This window comes from Paenibacillus sp. A3M_27_13 (assembly GCF_024213315.1).
Taxonomy (GTDB): Bacteria; Bacillota; Bacilli; order Paenibacillales; family Paenibacillaceae; genus Paenibacillus; species Paenibacillus polymyxa_B.
Genome location: NZ_JANAVE010000002.1, coordinates 759133 through 777131 on the forward strand (window position 1 = coordinate 759133; position 17999 = coordinate 777131).

Annotated in this window: 15 protein-coding genes and 1 pseudogene; 9 read left to right on the forward strand and 7 right to left on the reverse strand. The window is 44.8% G+C overall.

Annotated features, from left to right (window positions below; genetic code table 11):
• Window positions 1-14 precede the first annotated feature (14 nt).
• The gene (locus NLX82_RS10010) at window positions 15-770 is read right to left on the reverse strand and encodes a helix-turn-helix domain-containing protein (protein ID WP_028542888.1); all 756 of its coding nucleotides are present in this window, start codon (window positions 768-770) and stop codon (window positions 15-17) included.
• 229 nt (window positions 771-999) lie between these two features.
• On the opposite strand from NLX82_RS10010, the gene NLX82_RS10015 reads away from it, so the two are divergent.
• Complete coding sequence (locus tag NLX82_RS10015) at window positions 1000-1878, forward strand: radical SAM/SPASM domain-containing protein (protein ID WP_254347938.1); 879 nt, start codon at window positions 1000-1002, stop codon at window positions 1876-1878.
• Between the two features lie 143 nt (window positions 1879-2021).
• Here the strand turns inward: NLX82_RS10015 and NLX82_RS10020 are convergent, their stop codons facing one another.
• Window positions 2022-2588, reverse strand: coding sequence for a TetR/AcrR family transcriptional regulator (locus NLX82_RS10020; protein WP_023987933.1), 567 nt, complete (start codon window positions 2586-2588; stop codon window positions 2022-2024).
• 196 nt (window positions 2589-2784) lie between these two features.
• On the opposite strand from NLX82_RS10020, the gene lpdA reads away from it, so the two are divergent.
• The 3 genes from lpdA (at window position 2785) to NLX82_RS10035 (ending at window position 8315) form a co-directional block, all read left to right on the forward strand.
• Window positions 2785-4170, forward strand: a complete 1386-nt coding sequence (gene lpdA, locus NLX82_RS10025) for a dihydrolipoyl dehydrogenase (protein ID WP_053325104.1) — start codon at window positions 2785-2787, stop codon at window positions 4168-4170.
• A 121-nt stretch (window positions 4171-4291) separates the two neighbouring features.
• On the forward strand, window positions 4292-6274 hold the full coding sequence (locus NLX82_RS10030) for an AraC family transcriptional regulator (RefSeq protein ID WP_209941568.1): 1983 nt from the start codon (window positions 4292-4294) through the stop codon (window positions 6272-6274).
• A 346-nt stretch (window positions 6275-6620) separates the two neighbouring features.
• The gene (locus NLX82_RS10035; RefSeq protein ID WP_254347940.1) at window positions 6621-8315 is read left to right on the forward strand and encodes a methyl-accepting chemotaxis protein; all 1695 of its coding nucleotides are present in this window, start codon (window positions 6621-6623) and stop codon (window positions 8313-8315) included.
• A 92-nt stretch (window positions 8316-8407) separates the two neighbouring features.
• On the opposite strand, the gene NLX82_RS10040 is transcribed toward NLX82_RS10035, so the two are convergent.
• The 3 genes from NLX82_RS10040 to NLX82_RS10050 all read right to left on the reverse strand — a co-directional run bounded on the left by NLX82_RS10040 (window position 8408) and on the right by NLX82_RS10050 (window position 10472).
• A complete protein-coding gene (locus NLX82_RS10040; protein WP_254347942.1) occupies window positions 8408-8818 on the reverse strand; it encodes a DUF4183 domain-containing protein in 411 nt (136 codons plus the stop codon).
• 90 nt (window positions 8819-8908) lie between these two features.
• The gene (locus NLX82_RS10045) at window positions 8909-9721 is read right to left on the reverse strand and encodes a DNA alkylation repair protein (RefSeq protein ID WP_254347943.1); all 813 of its coding nucleotides are present in this window, start codon (window positions 9719-9721) and stop codon (window positions 8909-8911) included.
• A gap of 76 nt (window positions 9722-9797) precedes the next feature.
• Window positions 9798-10472: a Crp/Fnr family transcriptional regulator gene (locus NLX82_RS10050; RefSeq protein ID WP_254347950.1), complete on the reverse strand. Its 675-nt coding sequence runs from the start codon at window positions 10470-10472 to the stop codon at window positions 9798-9800.
• A 205-nt stretch (window positions 10473-10677) separates the two neighbouring features.
• Between NLX82_RS10050 and NLX82_RS10055 the strand changes: the two genes are divergently transcribed.
• Window positions 10678-11760 (forward strand): ankyrin repeat domain-containing protein, encoded by a 1083-nt coding sequence (locus NLX82_RS10055; RefSeq protein WP_254347952.1) that lies wholly within the window; start codon window positions 10678-10680, stop codon window positions 11758-11760.
• A gap of 399 nt (window positions 11761-12159) precedes the next feature.
• Here the strand turns inward: NLX82_RS10055 and NLX82_RS27920 are convergent, their stop codons facing one another.
• The gene (locus NLX82_RS27920; protein ID WP_413630618.1) at window positions 12160-12291 is read right to left on the reverse strand and encodes a helix-turn-helix domain-containing protein; all 132 of its coding nucleotides are present in this window, start codon (window positions 12289-12291) and stop codon (window positions 12160-12162) included.
• 59 nt (window positions 12292-12350) lie between these two features.
• Here NLX82_RS27920 and NLX82_RS10065 point away from each other — a divergent pair.
• From NLX82_RS10065 to NLX82_RS10080, 4 genes and pseudogenes are all read left to right on the forward strand, one after another.
• A pseudogene (locus NLX82_RS10065) lies at window positions 12351-12882 on the forward strand (O-methyltransferase).
• Between the two features lie 350 nt (window positions 12883-13232).
• Window positions 13233-13979: a DeoR/GlpR family DNA-binding transcription regulator gene (locus NLX82_RS10070; RefSeq protein WP_023987941.1), complete on the forward strand. Its 747-nt coding sequence runs from the start codon at window positions 13233-13235 to the stop codon at window positions 13977-13979.
• Between the two features lie 2 nt (window positions 13980-13981).
• Entirely contained in the window at window positions 13982-14893 is a 912-nt protein-coding gene (pfkB, locus tag NLX82_RS10075) for a 1-phosphofructokinase (protein ID WP_023987942.1), read from the forward strand.
• A 67-nt stretch (window positions 14894-14960) separates the two neighbouring features.
• On the forward strand, window positions 14961-16889 hold the full coding sequence (locus NLX82_RS10080; RefSeq protein ID WP_160789363.1) for a PTS fructose transporter subunit IIABC: 1929 nt from the start codon (window positions 14961-14963) through the stop codon (window positions 16887-16889).
• A gap of 163 nt (window positions 16890-17052) precedes the next feature.
• Here the strand turns inward: NLX82_RS10080 and NLX82_RS10085 are convergent, their stop codons facing one another.
• Window positions 17053-17928 (reverse strand): LysR family transcriptional regulator, encoded by an 876-nt coding sequence (locus NLX82_RS10085; RefSeq protein ID WP_254347955.1) that lies wholly within the window; start codon window positions 17926-17928, stop codon window positions 17053-17055.
• Window positions 17929-17999: the final 71 nt, after the last annotated feature.

Below are 17999 nucleotides of genomic sequence, written 5' to 3' on the forward strand. Positions count from 1 at the left end.
ACGCCCTCCAAGATTTATTCTACTTTAACCTGAATTTCGTATTGCAGCTTGTTGTTGTCGAACATCGAAAGATAAGATTTTTCTACTAGAACAATCTTGCTTTGGCAGTTATATTGGTGATGAGCTACATATCGTTCCATTTGTTTAATTTCATAATCAATCTCTGGTTCTTCAATGACGGAAAGATGCTTATAAAGATAGTTGCCCTCTTCCAGAATATAGTCAGCCACATCCGCCGTTTCATAACATAGCTTCGCCTGTCCAGCATCAGACAAGTAATGCAGGTCATTTTCAAATAATCGAGGTGGGGCAGGGCGGTGTTCAAATAGGTTACCGGCAGTGAGCTCTTGACCATTCTCCAATGCAAACCATAGCTTTAAATGACGGGGACCTAATCGTTTGACCTGATACTCATCGTCCTGCTGGGTCCGATTATTATGTTCTTCTAACACTTTGTGAATAAACTGTTCATGCATCTTCAAGTTAGCTATTTCGGCCTGTACCTTCTGCAACGAATGCTCTAAAAGCTGGTTATAGTCATCGGCAGCATAGGAAGTCATACATTCTTGAATCTGATCGACAGGGACATTTAATTTGCGTAATAATAAAATATGCGAAAGCTGATAAATCTCATGAAGCCCGTACATTCGATATTGATTTTCTTCTGTATGTGATGGATACAGGACTCCCTTTTCTTCAAAATATCGCAGTTGATGTACAGATACATTCATGAGCTGAGCAAGCTGGCTGATCGTAATGTGTTCTTTCAATGACAGGACTCCTTACTGATAGTTGAATAACTCCACTATAAACCTTAGGTCAGACCTAGGGTCAATAGAAAATATCAAATCAAATCTTGGATAGGCGTATGTGTCGAGCATTTGATGCCCACACCAAGGGGGAGACTGGAGAGTTTACCTGTCGGTGATAACCCGTTATAATCATAAGATTAGTGAGCATAAACAAGATGCTCCGGATGAAGGTTAGAATGGGGAAATCATGTTGAAAACTTTTAAAAAGGTATACATTGAGATAACGAGCATTTGCAATCTCGCATGCAGTTTTTGTCCTCAAACACAGCGTGTCAAAAAATTTATTGATCCGGAAGTCTTTCGAAATGTGCTTGATCAGGTCAAACCACATACGGATTACATCTATTTGCATGTAAAAGGAGAGCCGTTGCTCCATCCGAAAATTGATCTTTTGCTGGAAAGTGCTCATGAGAAAGGCTTGAAGGTCAATATAACCACCAATGGTACCTTGCTGCCGAAGACCGGACATAAGCTGCTTGGGCAACCAGCGCTGCGTCAGATGAACTTCTCTCTCCACAGTTTTGACGGGCATGAAGGCTCCGTGGATCGAGAAGGGTATTTGGGTAATATTTTCACGTTTGTAAGAGAAGCGGTGAAACACAATGTCATTATTTCGTTCCGTCTCTGGAACTTGACTGAAGATAATTTGACTAATGTGCAGCGTCAGCGCAACCGGGAAACACTTGAACGACTGGAGCGAGAATTTGGACTGGACTATCGGATTGAGGAAAAGGTGATACCGGGCAGTGGGGTCAAAATCGCACCAAACGTTTATTTGAATCAAGACCATGAATTTGAATGGCCGAGCCTCAGTGCTCCGGAAGATGACGGAAAAGGCTTTTGCCATGCACTCCGTAGCCAAGCGGCGGTATTGGTGGATGGAACGGTGGTCCCTTGCTGTCTGGATGGAGAAGGCGTCATAAATTTAGGTAACGTGCATGAACAATCTTTTTCCGACATTGTGGAAGGGGAGCGTGCAAACCGTCTGTACTTCGGGTTCTCTAAGAGAGAAGCGGTAGAAGAGTTATGCCGAAAATGCGGGTACCGCAAACGATTTGGAACATAACGGAGATTTGGCAGGTGGAGACTTCGAATCTCTGACAAATCGTTACCTCCGTTTTGAGTTTAGATTCTTAGGAAAAATCCGCTAAACATCAAGGATTTCTTGGTGTTTAGCGGATTTTTTGCATACGTAAAACATACTTACATTCAACTATTAACGAGCGCTTTGGCATACTGTTTGCCTGCCGAGAGAAGGCTGTCACTCAGTTTAGGATCATTAACAGAACGTGCAAGCACAAGAGAACCAACCATACTACTGAACAATGCACTGCCCTTGGACTGATCCATTCCCCCCAAATTGGAGATAAACGTAATCATTCTTTCCAACTCCTGCGTGAATATCTGCCGGATTTCTTCGGAAGAACGGGCTATTTCTACGGAAAGGGCAGGAATAATACAGCCTATTTCTGTTCGATCACGGTGATGGGTGCTTAAATAGTAATCGATGACAACATTAATTTTAGGATCTTGCTTTTCTTGGTCAACGGCCTCCTGAAGCAGTGCGAGGGTATCACTGACGGCATAGCGACAGGCTTCGGCGACTAGCTGTTCTTTGTTATCAAAGTGTGAATAAAACCCGCCGTGAGTTAATCCTGCCCCTTTCATAATAAAGGGCACACTTACATCTTGAATACCGTTGGCACGGAAAGCTTGGGCAGCACTTTCAACGATCTTACTCCGCACTTTCATCTTATGGCCTTTTGGATAAGGCATTGTAATCACTCCACGGGTTTATAATGCTAACTTCAAAATATTATAATCATCATAATAAAACGTGTCAATTTGTCTTCCTATAACGACAACTTCAGAAAGGCTGATCAAGACTATTGACGCTTTTAAAATATGATGATTATAATATATTATAATCATCATATTTTAAATCATGCCATTTTAACAGGAGGTATTAGTTATGAGCAAGCTTGAATCTGTAGAAACACTGGTCATTGGATCAGGGCCAGGAGGTTATGTGGCAGCATTGCGTTCTTCTCAGCTTGGAATGAAAACGGCGATTGTTGAACGCAGTCAGCTAGGTGGAGTGTGCACGAATGTGGGCTGCATTCCATCCAAAGCTTTGATTGCCGAAGCACATCGCTATGAGATACTCAGGCAGGTAAATCAGGCAGATGCAGCGATGTCATTCGTGAATGCTCAGGCTTTCAAACAGGGGATTGTGAATAAGCAGGCAGGCGGAGTTGGCTTTTTAATGAAAACGGCAGGTGTGAGCATTCTGGAAGGGGAGGCGAGTTTGGTTGATGGGCATACAGCCATCATCAATCAAAATGGAGCGGAACAAACGATATCCTTTAAGTATGCCATATTGGCAACCGGCTCCCGTCCAATCGAGCTGAAAGCATTTCCGTTTGGCGGACGTATTTTGTCCTCTACAGAGGCGCTTTCGCTTCCAGCGGTTCCGTCCAGCCTGATCGTGATAGGTGGTGGATATATTGGCGTTGAGCTTGGACAAATGTATGCCAAATTTGGAACAAAGGTAATGATTCTGGAGGGAGGGGAACGGGTGCTGCCGGGATTTGAGACGGACCTTGTGGCCCCTGTTGTTAAGCAATTGAAAACAGATGGTGCAAGCATCGTAACTGGGGCGATAGCCGAAAAAGTCGTGCATAATACGGATACTATTACGCTGCATTATTCAAAAGATCAAGAGCAGCATCATGTCACCGCTGAGTTTGTATTAGTTACTGTAGGCAGAAAACCGAATACGGATGGCAGATTAGGATTGGAGCACATTGGCTTGCCACTGACGAGCAGGGGGTTGATCGAGACAGACGAGCAGTGTAGAACGGCTATTCCGCATATTTTTGCCATTGGAGATATTACGGAGGGTCCAGCCCTTGCCCATAAGGCTTCCTATGAAGCGAAGATTGCGGCAGAAGCGATTGCAGGTCAAGCTGCTAAAGTGGATTATAAAGCCATGCCGCTGGTTGTCTTTTCTGAACCAGAGCTGGCTAGTGTTGGCCTAAGTGAAACAGAAGCAAAGGAAAAAGCCTTACCGATTGTCATTGGCAGAGCTTCCTTTGCAATTAACGGCAGAGCATTGGCGCTAAGGGCAGCAGAGGGGTACATCAAAATCGTAGCAAAGCAGGGGTCGGGGATCGTACTGGGGGCGCAAATCGTCGGCGTCGAAGCTTCAACACTCATTTCCGAGCTTGCTCTGGCTATCGAGATGGGAGCAACCGTAGAAGACTTAGCTCTAACCATTCATCCCCATCCTACATTGGGAGAAGTAATCATGGAGGCTGCGGAGAATGCGGTCAGAAAAATGGACCGTCCAAAGTAGAGGCTCCGTATGAAATCACTTCATTGCCTGTGAGAATAATTATCAACTATAATATATTATAGTTTGAATATGAGTTTGAGCAGGTACGTGGATGGTTTGGATCGGGGGCTGAACAAAAGCAATGAAGTTGAATGATCACATTTTGCTGTGGAATCATGTTTTTATACAGGTGATGGATGTTCGTCATAAGAAGATCGAAGAAGGGGAGGAGCTACGAACCTATCGACTTCCTGCCAGTGCGTTCTTGTATACCGTTCGTGGAAACGCACGGGTACGGTTGGATAACAGTATTCACAGGGTAGAGCGTTTCCATGTACTGCATGGCGGAAAAGGAATGTGCCTGAGTATCCTGGCGGAAGAGGTGCTTGAATATTACATCATTTTGTACAAGGCAACGTTGGCCCTGCCTAGCCGCAAAGAGATTGCACAATTGCTGGAAAAGGAAAATCCTTTTCAGAACCAGTATGCTTTCGCACCTCATTACCCACTGCCCCTGTACGATAAAGTGAAGCTGTTGGAGCAAGAATGGCGTGAAGCTTCCGGACTTGGCAAACTGCATGTCAAAGCCTTATTTCAACAATTTGTATATGAGTTGTTGCAGCAGTTGTATCGGCAGGGCATTGAGCCTCTTAAGCCCGACCTGGTATCGCAGGCTGTAGCCTATATTCGTGAGCATTTTAGTCGGCCTATGGCACTTGAGTCCATTGCAGAGGAGCTAGAATGCAGTATTGGACATTTATCCAGGTTGTTCAAAAATAAAATGCATACCAGTCCGATTCATTACTTGGGCCAGGTAAGAGCAGATCGAGCGGCAGAACTGCTAATGCAGACGGACGCCACTTTGCAGGAGATCGCAGAGCGTGTGGGATATCCAGATGCCCATTCTTTAAGTCGCAGCTTCAAGAAATATAAGGGACTATCTCCCGTACGATTCAAAAAGGAACGGGAGCATCATGCTCAGAAGCAAGATCAGGATATGCCCCAAACGATGCTTAAATATGCCCTTCAGCGGACATCTTTCGCACGTTATACTGATATTGATTATCAATATCGGTATAACGCGGAAGGAGATTTGTTTATGCACGGAAGAGTCAAAATAACGGCCATGATGATTATGCTGTGTTTATCATTGATGCTGGGAGCTTGCTCGGCTCCGACGAATACAAATGGAAGCTCGCAAACGAAGGCTAATCATACAGCGACATCATCCAACAGCGATGGACAAGCGGCAGTGCAAGCACAGACAAGAACGGTTAAGACATTAAAAGGCGATGTGGAAGTACCTGCAAACCCTAAACGAGTGGCATCGGATCAGTATATGGGTCATCTTTTGAAGCTGGGGATTATTCCGGTGGGGGTCAGAAGCTTTATGCTGAATGAGGCTTGGATTGATCAATCGGGATATCCCAAAGAGAAATTGGCCGGAATCAAGGATCTCGGTGAATTTCCTATGGATTTGGAGGAACTGACCGTTCTGCAACCGGATTTAATTATCGGTTCAATCGAAAAGAACATCGACAGCTACCAAAAGGTAGGAACGACTGTGTTCCTGCCGTATTGGGAAGGCGAATCTACAGCGGGACCGCTGGATAAATTCCGCAGAATTAGCGAAATCTTTGGCAAGCAGAAAGAAGCCGAGCAGTGGATTACTGAATATGAGAAGAAAGCTGCAGAGGCCAGAACGAAAATTCAAGGTATCGTTAAAGACGGAGAGACGGTTTCAATTGTACAAGTCGCCAATAAATCGATATATGTTTTGGCAGCGAAAGGCGGCAATTACGGAAGTCCGACCATTTATCAGATGCTAAAGCTGCCACCTACTAAAAAGGCATTGAACATGAAAGAAGGATTTGAAAATATTTCGCTTGAAGTTTTACCCGAGTATATGGGAGATCACATCTTTGTATACGGTTCAGAAGATGAAGGGGCTAATCAGATTCTGCATAGTGAGCTATGGAAAGGCCTTCCGGCTGTAAAAAAAGGACAGGTTTATATGTACGGTTCATTTAGCGATAAAGGGGATGAGTTTGTGATGGAAGATCCTTATTCATTGGAGCTTCAATTGGATACCATAGTTAATCTCTTATTAGCCCACAAGAAATAAAGCTGAATACAGCTATAAAAATCGAAAATACGTTACCGATGAAACACTTGATTCATAGACAAAAAACTGCTAAAAACGAGGGTAAACCTCTGTGTTTAGCAGTTTTTTTGTCGTAATTCAACAGAGGCACTCACCTCAGTCGCTTATTGTAGCCGTCACCACGCCATTAATGACTGCCGTTCGCTGCAACATCCTCGTTTACAAAAAACAGTGACTATTCTCACAAAAAACGACATCTTCCGACACTGGAATGCCATATTATAGTTAGTGTTGATAGGCTATAATCGTAGCAGTGAAAACGGATTGTCACAAAAATTTATTAGAGTCAGGATTGGTGGTTCAAATAATGAAGCTGGCAACAAAATTAACTTGGATGATGCTCATCATATTGCTTCTCGTAGGCTCCTCCATTGGATACTTCGGATATCGTACCGCTTACCATCAAGTGGATGAAGCTGCTGGGATCGAGCTGGTGGGTTGCGCCAATATTACGACTGGCCTTATAGATCCTGCGGATATATCGGCTCTGGTCAGTGGAGATAACAGCAAACTTGCTGCCATTGAAGACCGGATCGGCTGGATTGTAGCACATAAGCCTATTTTTAAGGAGGCTTTTATTATCTCTTTGGATGGAAAAATTTTGGCCGCCGATGCCAACTTTAAGCAAAGAGGCTATCAAGCTGGCGATACCTTCTATTTTACAGACGAAGACAAAGAAATGATAACTACCATGAAGCATTCAGCATATTCCAAGGTTTATACATATGAAGGAACCTCGCTCAAAACTGGATACGGCCCCATTTATCAGGACCATGATCCCACCAAGCCCATTGTTGCACTGATGGCCATCAATTTTGACGGCTCGTTAATTCAGGAACGGACGTTGGATATTATTGTTCAGCCCTTTATTATTGGCGGCTCCATTTTCATCGTGGCTATCCTTGTTGTTTACCTGTTGATTCGCCATATGGTAAGTCCGCTTACCAAGCTGTCAGCCTCTGTGAACACCATTACCAAGGGCGACCTTACCCATGAACCGCTTCTCTTCAAAAACAAGGATGAAATCGGGACGCTGGCCCGCGACTTCAACGATATGACAATGAACCTGCGCAACCTGATTACTCAGGTCAATGACACCTCTATGCAGGTCGCTTCTTCCTCTCAGGAGCTGTCTGCCAGCGCACAGGCAACGAACCGTGCTGGAGAGCATAGCGTGGATGTTACGATTGAGTTGGCTGATGGGGCGCATACCCAATTGCAAAACCTGGAAGGAAGCTATAAAGCTATTCAGGATATGTCCCGCTTCATCAGCGATATTGCTGGCAATGCGGACATCGCAATGAACAAGGCCGCGGATAATGTCCAGAAAGCACGTCTTGGCCGGGAATCGATGGATTCCACCACCTCCCAAATGGGAGTTGTCAGCGAAAGCATCGGCGATCTTTCAAGCATTATTCATACGCTTGGCAGCCACTCTAAGGAGATTGAGAACATTGTCGGCACCATTGCCAGCATCGCCGAGGAGACCAACTTGCTGTCTTTGAATGCAGCGATAGAAGCTGCGCGCGCCGGAGAAGAAGGTCAGGGCTTTGCCGTTGTCGCTGGCTCTGTCCGCAAATTGGCCGAACGTTCGGCCAATTCTGCCACACAAATCAGCGAGCTGATCAGTCTGATTATCGCCCAAATGGACAAGGCAGGAGAAACTATGAAGCGTTCCACGAACGAAATGATGCAGGGCAAGGAGTTGATCATATCAGCCGGGCGCTCCTTCTCCGAGATTGAAGTCTCCATCTCCGACATGTCTTCCCAAAGCGAGCAAATATCAGCCACAGTTCGGGATCTGGCGCTGATCTCTGAAGGGCTCGTTGAAGCCATTCAGAATACCGTAATGGTCTCTAACCATACGGTTAAAGGGGCAGAGTCCCTGTCCGCCTCTTCGGAGCAACAGCTTGCTGCCATGCAAGAAGTGGAATCCTCCGCAGCGCTCCTCTCATCACTGGCCGAGAAGCTTCAGGTGCTTGTGGAGAACTTCAAGATTTAAATATTCGAGGTTTAAAGAGAAATAAACCGCTAAAGACGAGGGTAAACCCTGTGTTTGGCGGTTTTTTATAGTAATTTTACGAAGGCTTTCTCTCAGTCGCTTATGGTAGTCGTTACTGTGACATTGTTGACAGAGGTTGAGGAAGCACTAGAGTTGAAATTAATAACCTCAACGACTACTGTTGCACCAACAATCAGGCCTGTATTTATAATTAGATTTGTAGCAGAAAGCGTTGTTAAGCCGCCTCGCTGCAACGTCCCATTTACAAATACATTGTAGTATCCGCTACTGGTCGGAACAACAAGACTGTTTGCCGCGACTGAAGTACCACTATCATTTGTGAAATTTTGTGCCGGGATAGTGGTCACTCCACCTAATATATTACCAAGCACGACAATAGCTGTGTAACGATTAACCACTGGAGTGACATTGATACTTGTTGTAATAGCAATGTTTCCAGATACGATACTGTCTGCTTCCAGATAGATTCGAATAATAGACATAGGAATTCCTCCATTCCTAATATTCCAGATAAATATTATAGTTTATGTGAATATTCTAGATATGGATTGGATGGGGGAGGAGTCTTCCAATTATTTCTCTTTGTTCAAGCTTCTTTGGGCCCGGGTTACTATTCGCTTCGTTTCTTTGGTATCCGAAATCATCAGCCATGCATTACAAACTTGAAGAACCCATTCTGGGTTGGTTTTGCTGGCGTCATTCAACCAATTACCAACGGAGTCCTGGACATATTTGGCCGGATCGGACTGAACAGCCTCCAAGAGAGGAAGAGCCAGCTCGGGATGTTCTTTTAGTTCAGGGATGTGCTTGGCCCAAACGCCTTGCGGTCGGGTTAATTCAATGGCAAAACGACGTATGTTAGCATCCTCATCTCGCACCCAACTGTCTAACAGGGCAAGCCCTTCAAGCAGTTGCAAGGATATGGATTCTCTCACGGCCATCCAGGCTATTTCACGTACTCCGAAATGGGAATCGGCTGTAAAGGGGCGAATGCCAGCCAATTTTTCCTTTACACTTAAACGGGGATCAATCCCGATGATGTAGGCAGCCCAGCAGCGAATACTGTCTGAAAGATGGGAGGCCATCGCATCAAAGATGCGAATACGTTCTTCTATCGCTTGTTGCTCAAACACATGAAGCCACGCTCGCGCGATTGCAGGTATCATTTTCATGATCTTCTTTTCCTTCAGCTGATTCAATTCGGTCATGAAGACATCGGATGATCGCTGCAAGCCAAATTCATCAAGAGTATTTTGCAATAGTACAACATGATCGACAGCCAGCCATTCGGTGAGATTCACCGTCTCAAGCCGCCCCTGCTGTAGCAGCTGAAGCACATCATTAGGAATATCTGACCCTTTGCGGGCCCCTTTTCGGTGTAACATTTCATTCACTCCATATCGTAAATTGTCTGATAGGTATACGATACTTTTTTGGGTAGGAGTATAGATGTAATGTAGTTTACAACTTCATTAGCTTTTCGCGATGGATGTAAATCGCCTTAAAGCCGGTTATAATGACCTTTTCTTTGACAAGCTCCTGAAGAGCAGTTGTTACAGCCTCACGGGTAGCCCCGACCAGATTCGCAATTTCCTGATGGGAGAGAGGAAAATTGATTTTGCGATACTCTTCACGGCTTTGGAGGGCGAACTGATCGGACAATTTCAGAAGAATATACAAAATTTTATCCTGTAAATTTCCCAAAGCTAAATGCTGGGCCAGACTGCTCATTCCTGAGATTCGGTCACTTAACACCTTGATCATGTTCATCATGAACCGGGGATGTTCTATTAAAAAATGCTCGAATCGGTCTTTGTCCATCCGGCAGATATCGCATTCTTCTATCGTTTCTATATACATATCCCTTGTTCCTAGTGAAATCATGTCCATTTCACCAAATACATTTCCTTCGCTGAGGATATCCAAAGTAAATTGCTTTCCGTCAGCGTTTAGCTTATACAGACGTACTTTTCCCTTTTTCACAAAATAAAGTCCCTCGGAAAAGGTTTCTGGGGTTTGTATAAAATTTTTTTTCGCTATAGTCGTAATGGAGGTCATTTGGTCCATTTCAATTAAATCTTCTAATGAGAGACTATGAAGCAAATTAAATTGGGACAGGTATTGAATGCTATTCATATGTTCTCCTTTTCGTTGCACAGGTTATACAGAATCATAATACAATTATAGCTTCTCTGAGGTGTTTTGACCTCTATTACTCACTTGTTTGCGCTAGAGTGAATAATGAATTTTGGGGAATCTGTCGGATTTATGTAAAGGAGAGGTTGGTATAAAATAGATATGCATGTTTGATAGTAGATACATAAAGAGTGAGGGAATAACGATGATTAAATTAAAAGATGTAGGCAATTTCGAGGTCCTTCCTGAGCTAGCGATGCATATCGTTCAAGGCAATATATCCGCTTTACGCCAAGCTCTGACCGAAGGCTGGGATATAGAACAAGGGATCGTACTCAGCAAATATACGACATTAAGTCCATTGGATATTACACTCATCACTGAGCAAATGGAAGTCTTGAAGCTACTGGTCGATGAGGGGGTTCAACTTAATGTGAAGGATAATCCCGCATTCCTGACGGCTGTTCGCTATGGTACCGAAGAGATTGTCCGTTATGTGGTCGCCCATGGCGCGAAGCTGGACGGGAAAAATCATGTCAAATCCGGTGCCTATGAGCAAGCCTACTACGGTAACAAAAGCAATATGCTGCTTATCCATGAGCTGGGCCTCGATATGAAGCAGCATGCTGGAGCAACACTCCGCAACGCAGTTAGTAAGCATGACCTGAAAACAGTAGCATTACTATTGGAACATGGCGTAGATATTAATTTCAATGCCCCTAATATGGTATATCCTTATAAAGCCACGCCTTTGACAGTGGCGGCACGCAACAATGATTTTGCGATGGTGAAGTATTTGGTTCAGCAAGGCGCTGATGTGACGCTGGCAGAAAAAGATGGAGAACGGGCATATACAATTGCACTAAGTAATAAAAACGTAGAAATGGGTGAGTATTTAAAGTCTGTAGAGCCTCCAGCATTTCATAATCTGGAAAATAAACGACATGCTTTGAAAAGCTACAAGCTTCCAAAGGAGATTGTTGCCTTTCTGATGGGGGATCAGCTCCGTGTGGACCTGCCAGAAAATGATCTTGATATTCAATTTGTTGAGTTCTTCTCATTCATAGATACGGTTGAGATGAAGGTAGGTCGGCAAAAGCTGTTGCGTCTGTCTCTAAAAGTAGATAATTACTCGGATATTATATTGGTGTGGAATCCGAAGCAGAAGTGCCTGGGATATTATGACGAGGAACATCAGGAATATGCGGATGTGTGCAGCTTTGCCGAGTTTCTTGCACAGCCGGAAGATTATCTGGAGAAGATTATTGAGGGGGAATATTTATCATAACGAGGTGAGCCATGAATGCGGTATGCACGCAGTCATGGCTCTTGTTATTTTAAAATACAGCGCTAGTGTACACAGATGCCTAATGCTCATCAGGAATGGTTACGTATGAGCTGAATGAGATTTAGGGTAGCGGTAGATAGGGGTTCGTTCTTGCGGGTACAGATGGCGATTGAATTGAGAAACTGGATGTCTTCTACATATACCCGGCACAGCTCGCCACGTTCTACATATTCATATTCTTGTTTGAATTTTGCAATCCAGGCCGGAATGAGAAAATGAGCCGGTAAATAAGTAGCTGCTAGCCGGATATGACCATGGGCTCCATCACGATAATCTTGAGATAATTGTTCGATTTGCTGTTCGACGACAAAGAGCCGTTTGGCGAGTACAGCAAGTTTTTCACCAGCATCCGTTAAGGCAATCCCTTCCTAGCGGCATGAGCAGTGAGAGAGATATTTCTTTTTCAAATTTTTTAATCTGGGCGGTAACCGCAGGTTGGCTAATATTTATAAGTTCAGAGGCACGTGTCACACTCCCTAATAATTCATTTACAATCAAATTGTAAGTTAATCCAAAGGAGAGTGGAGCGAATGAATCAAACGAACACGTGGGATCAAGTAGACCAGTATATCTCGGAGAGTCTCATTCCGCATGATGCTGTCTTGGAACAAGTATTGGCTACTAACCAAAAGGCGGGACTACCTCCGCATGATGTATCGCCCAATCAGGGAAAGCTATTAAATATCCTTGCTCAAATGCAGGGAGCGCGACGCGTGCTGGAGATCGGTACTTTGGGAGGCTACAGTACAATCTGGTTGGGAAGGGCGTTGCCGAAGGATGGAAAAATAGTTACGCTGGAAGCCAACCCGATCCATGCTAAAATTGCTCGGTCGAATATATCGCTGACTCAGTTGGATGGAATGGTGGAACTTCGGGAGGGAGAAGCTTTGGAGCAGTTAGCACAGATGAAAGAGGAGGAAGTTGAGCACAGACCCTCGGGTGCAGGGAGTAAGAAAGTTTTATGATATGCTGGCTGAAGAATCAAGAATTACAGCTACAGCTATCCAAACCGTGGGGAGCAAGGGGTATGACGGTTTCGTCATTGGAATCGTTAAGGGCTGAACGCTAAGCGTCTCGATTGGCTAAACACAAAGGGGATCAGTCCTCGTGTTTAGCTTTTTTCTGAGTAGAGAAGGTGGGGACGAATTGTGCGCATAATGGTAAAATAGTACTGATGGAAGCCTTAGAACGTTTTTGAACGTTTACTGCTGAATTCCTATGTAAGAAGAATGAATTTACATAAAAGTAGATGGATTTTCTTTAAAATGTAAACGCAATCATAATGATTGGATCAGGAATTCACCATTTTGTAAAAAAATGAATTAGAAATGAATTTTTTTGAATCTTTTTGAAGAAAAATGATTGTTTTTTGTCAAGTTTGTGGTACGATATGAACAGTTGGGGGAATGATGATGCTGACGGAAGAAAGATACAAGTTAATAATACAGCGCTTACAAGAATGTGGTGTTGTAAAGTTGCAAGAATTGGCTGATCTGTTGGGAGCTTCTGAGTCAACGATTCGGCGTGATTTGATAGATCTTGAGGGCCGTCAGTTGCTCAAGCGGATTCATGGCGGGGCAACCTTGCTGAATCAGAAAAGTCAGGAACCTGGCATGGAAGAAAAAACATTCAAAAACGTTCAAGAAAAAAATGCAGTGGCCCGTATAGCAGCCAAAGAAATTTTGGATGGCGAATGTATTTATCTGGATGCGGGAACAACAACGATGGCGATGATTCCTTACATTGAAGCTAAAGACGTGACGGTCGTGACGAATGGACTATCCCACGTAGAAGCACTGGTAAGCAAAAGAATCAGAAGCTATCTACTGGGAGGGATGATGAAAATTCATACCAAAGCCGTAATCGGGAGTATTGCCCTACAAAATTTGGACAATTTTCGATTCGACAAGTGCTTTCTAGGAACGAACGGGGTGGATATGGAAATGGGGTATACGACTCCTGATCCTGAAGAGGCGCTAATCAAGCGGCGAGCCCACCAGCTGTCTGGCAAAACGTATGTGTTAGCCGATTCCAGCAAAATTGGAGAAGTAACCTTCGCCAAACTGTTCGAGCTCAAGGAAGCTATACTTATTACCGAATCGATGCCAGAACGGTCACGCCGATCCATCGCTCAGAAAACTAAGATAATCGAGGGATAACAATGATATATACAGTAACGCTGAACCCTTCCATTGATTATATCGTGGAAGTTGATGATTTGAAGCTTGGTGATTTGAACCGGATGAAACGTGATTTAAAACTGCCAGGTGGTAAGGGAATTAATGTATCACGTGTACTGAACCAGTTGGGAGCAGATAGCACGGCGATTGGTTTTCTCGGAGGCTTCACAGGCAGGTTTATCGACGATACATTGCGGGAAGAATCCATTAAAACTGATTTTGTAATTATCGAAGATGACACACGGATTAACATTAAGCTCAAGCATGGCGATGAAACGGAAATTAACGGTTTGGGACCTGCGATTCGTGAGCAAGAGGCCGATGCGTTGGTGCAAAAGCTGGCGGGACTCCAGAAAAATGACATTGTCGTCTTGTCGGGAAGTATCCCGCCGTCACTTGGAGGAGACTTCTATGATCGGCTGATTAGCGTATGCCAGCAAACTGGAGCTGAATTCGTCATCGACACCACAGGTGAGGCGCTAATGAAGGCACTGGTTCATAAACCGCTGCTCATCAAGCCGAATCACCATGAGCTGGCTGAGTTGTTTGGCGTAACTATTCATTCAAAGGAGGAGATCGTCACTTATGGTCGTAAGCTGCTGGAAGCAGGTGCAAAAAATGTACTGATTTCCATGGCAGGAGAAGGGGCTTTGTTCATTACGGCAGATGAAGTGTATCACGCAAATGTACCAGCAGGAACGGTGAAAAATTCTGTAGGCGCAGGTGATTCAATGATTGCTGGATTCGTGGGTACGCTGGCTCTTCATGGCGATCCGATCGAAGCATTCCGTGCAGGAGTGGCATCCGGAAGCGCAACTGCGTTCTCCGATGATCTGGCTACTAGAGAGAAGATTGAACAATTACGGCCGCAAGTCACGATTTCAAAACGGTAATCCAGCTGCATCATGAGCTTATTATGCGTGTCTCGACACGCTGATCGAACTTAGGAGAGTGTGAAAAATGAGAATAACAGACCTGATGATTAAAGAAACGATGATCATGGACCTGCAGGCGACGACAAAAGACGAGGCGATTGAGGAGCTCATCGCTCGTCTCGAAGCAAGTGGACGTATTAATGACCGGGCGTTGTTTAAAGAAATGATTTACAAACGTGAAGCAGAGTCCAGCACTGGAATCGGCGGCGGCATTGCGATGCCGCATGCCAAGACCAAAGCCGTGAATGAAGCGACTGTCGTTTTCGCCAAAAGCAGTAAAGGCGTAGAATTCGAATCGTTGGATGGTGAGCCGGCAAAAGTGTTCTTTATGATTGCGGCTCCGGAGGGAGCAGCAAATACGCATCTTCGCACATTGGCTGCCCTTTCCCGACTGTTGATTGATACCGATTTTATCGGGAGCCTTATGAAAACGCAAACACCGGATGAAGTAGCTATGCTGTTTGATACCAAGCAGGCGGAAGAAGAAGCTGCCAAGAAAGCAAAAGAGGCTAAGAAAGAGGCTGCCAAAGCGCAGCAAACACCAGACGTTATCGTTGGCAATCCGAGTTCTGACGAGTTTGTGGTTGCAGTGACCGCTTGTCCTACAGGCATTGCACACACGTTTATGGCAGAAGATGCCCTCATTAAGAAAGCGAAAGAAATGGGTGTAAATATCCGTGTAGAGACGAACGGCTCGGAAGGCGCACAAAACGTACTGACAGCGGATGAAATTCGCCGTGCCAAAGGTGTAATCGTCGCAGCTGACAAGAAGGTTGAAATGGCCAGATTTGACGGTAAACCTGTATTGCAAAGACCAGTAAGCGACGGTATCCGTAAATCTGAGGAACTGATCCGCAAAGCGCTGAACGGCGATGCCCCAATTTATCGTAGTGAAGGTAAAGGCAGCGCTGATGAGTCGAAAGCGGAGAAGAGCAGCGTGGGCAGCAAAATCTACAAGGATTTAATGAACGGTATTTCTCATATGCTGCCATTCGTTGTAGGCGGGGGGATTTTGTTAGCAATTTCCTTCTTGATTGAACAAGTGGCAGGAGAAGACAATGTATTGTTCCAACTGTTGCAGACAATTGGCGGTGGAACAGGTGCGTTCCACTTCCTGATTCCGATACTGGCCGGATTTATCGCGATGAGCATTGGAGACCGCCCGGCACTGATGCCAGGTATGGTTGGGGGTCTGATGGCTGTAAACTCTAATGCAGGCTTCCTTGGCGGTCTGGCAGCTGGTTTCATGGCTGGTTATGTGGTGATCTTCCTGCGTAAAGCTTTTGCAGGTCTGCCGAAAGCGCTGGATGGTTTAAAACCAATCTTGTTATACCCTGTATTTGGACTCCTAATTTCAGGCGCGATTATGTTCTACCTGTTCGATCCGATTTTCGGTGGTATTAATACGTGGCTTGTCAATGTTCTGAACAATTTGGGAACAGGTAATGCAGTTATTTTGGGTCTGATTCTGGGCGGAATGATGTCGATCGACATGGGTGGACCTTTTAACAAAGCAGCTTACGCATTTTCGATCGGTGTCTTTACTTCCAGTGGTAACACGAACGGAGCTATGATGGCGGCTGTTATGGCAGGTGGTATGGTACCTCCGTTGGCGATCGCATTAGCTTCGACGTTCTTCAAAAATAAGTTTACTGAGCAAGAGCGCAAGTCTGGCTTGACGAACTATGTACTTGGATTGTCCTTCATTACGGAAGGAGCCATTCCATTCGCAGCTGCTGATCCTCTGCGTGTCCTGACCTCTTGTATTGTAGGTTCAGCGATTGCTGGTGGTCTGACGCAGTTCTGGCAAATCAATCTTCCAGCTCCACATGGCGGAATTTTTGTAGCAGCTCTTGCCAATCATGCTTTGTTGTTCTTGCTTGCAGTGGCGATTGGTTCCGTGATTTCCGCGCTCATTCTGGGATTGTGGAAAAAACCGCTCGAAGCGAAATAACGGGTATCACAGGAGTGAAAAAATAAAAAGAGGGTCACATTTCCTTAGGCCTTCAAAATAGTAAAGCCGCTAAACACCAGGTTTCTGAGTGTTTGGCGGCTTTTTCTTTATGCAAAGGTGTCGGCTTTGCCTATATAGCTTATTAGTAGTTATTGCATTGGAGCTATAGCCTACAAAGCTCCTTAACCAGCTGTATAAACAGCTTTCGGGCCGAAAACATATACTGCTGGTGATGGTTGTTTTGTAGGAGTCCAATAGGAATATTCGGGTCTGTTAACTGGAGGGGGACGGTGACCAGCTCCTCCTGCATAGGCATTGATGATAGAACCACTCCAACTGAAGGAATCGTTTTTACAAATGTGGGGATCGACGAAATTTGACTGACAGTATAAAAAAACGGCATCGACGGGAAGCGGGAAAGTTCTTTTTCCAGTCGTATATGGTACAAGCAGTTCTTACCTCCGACGATAAGCGGGTACTCGTACAGATCTTCGAGATGAAGCTCACTTTTTACCGCAAAAGGGTGATTACGGGACACAATAAAGGCGATGTGTTCGTGATATATGGGTTCAAAGTGTAAGGAATGAATCGAGTGAGGTTCCCCGGAGATTGCAAAATCCAGCTTACCGTCCACCAAAGCATGTGCGAGTGCATCCGTGTTTCCAACTGTAAAATGGCACGTAATTTTCGGTTTATGCTCTCGAAACTGCTGTAGAACCAAGGGCAGTAAGGTAGCCGCCACCGTTTCAATCACACCGATATGAAGCGTGCCAATCTCCTCCTTTTTCAGAGACTTCGCCTGGTCCATTACAAAATTCCAATGCTGAATAAGCCCGTCTATCTCCTCGGCATATAGTTTGCCTGGGGACGTTAACTCCGCATCCCAACCCCTTTTAAAAAGCTGAAATCCCAGCTCTTTCTCTAATCTCTGGATTTGGCTCGTGACTGTAGACTGAGCGTAGTTTAATTTGGCAGCAGCTTTTGAAAACGTTCCTTCTTCGATTATGGTACGAAATGTAGTTAATTCTTTCAGATCCACGCATGCTCATCTCCATCGGTGAAATTGAATATATTTATGATTATTTTCAATTATACAGATGAAAGTAAGGG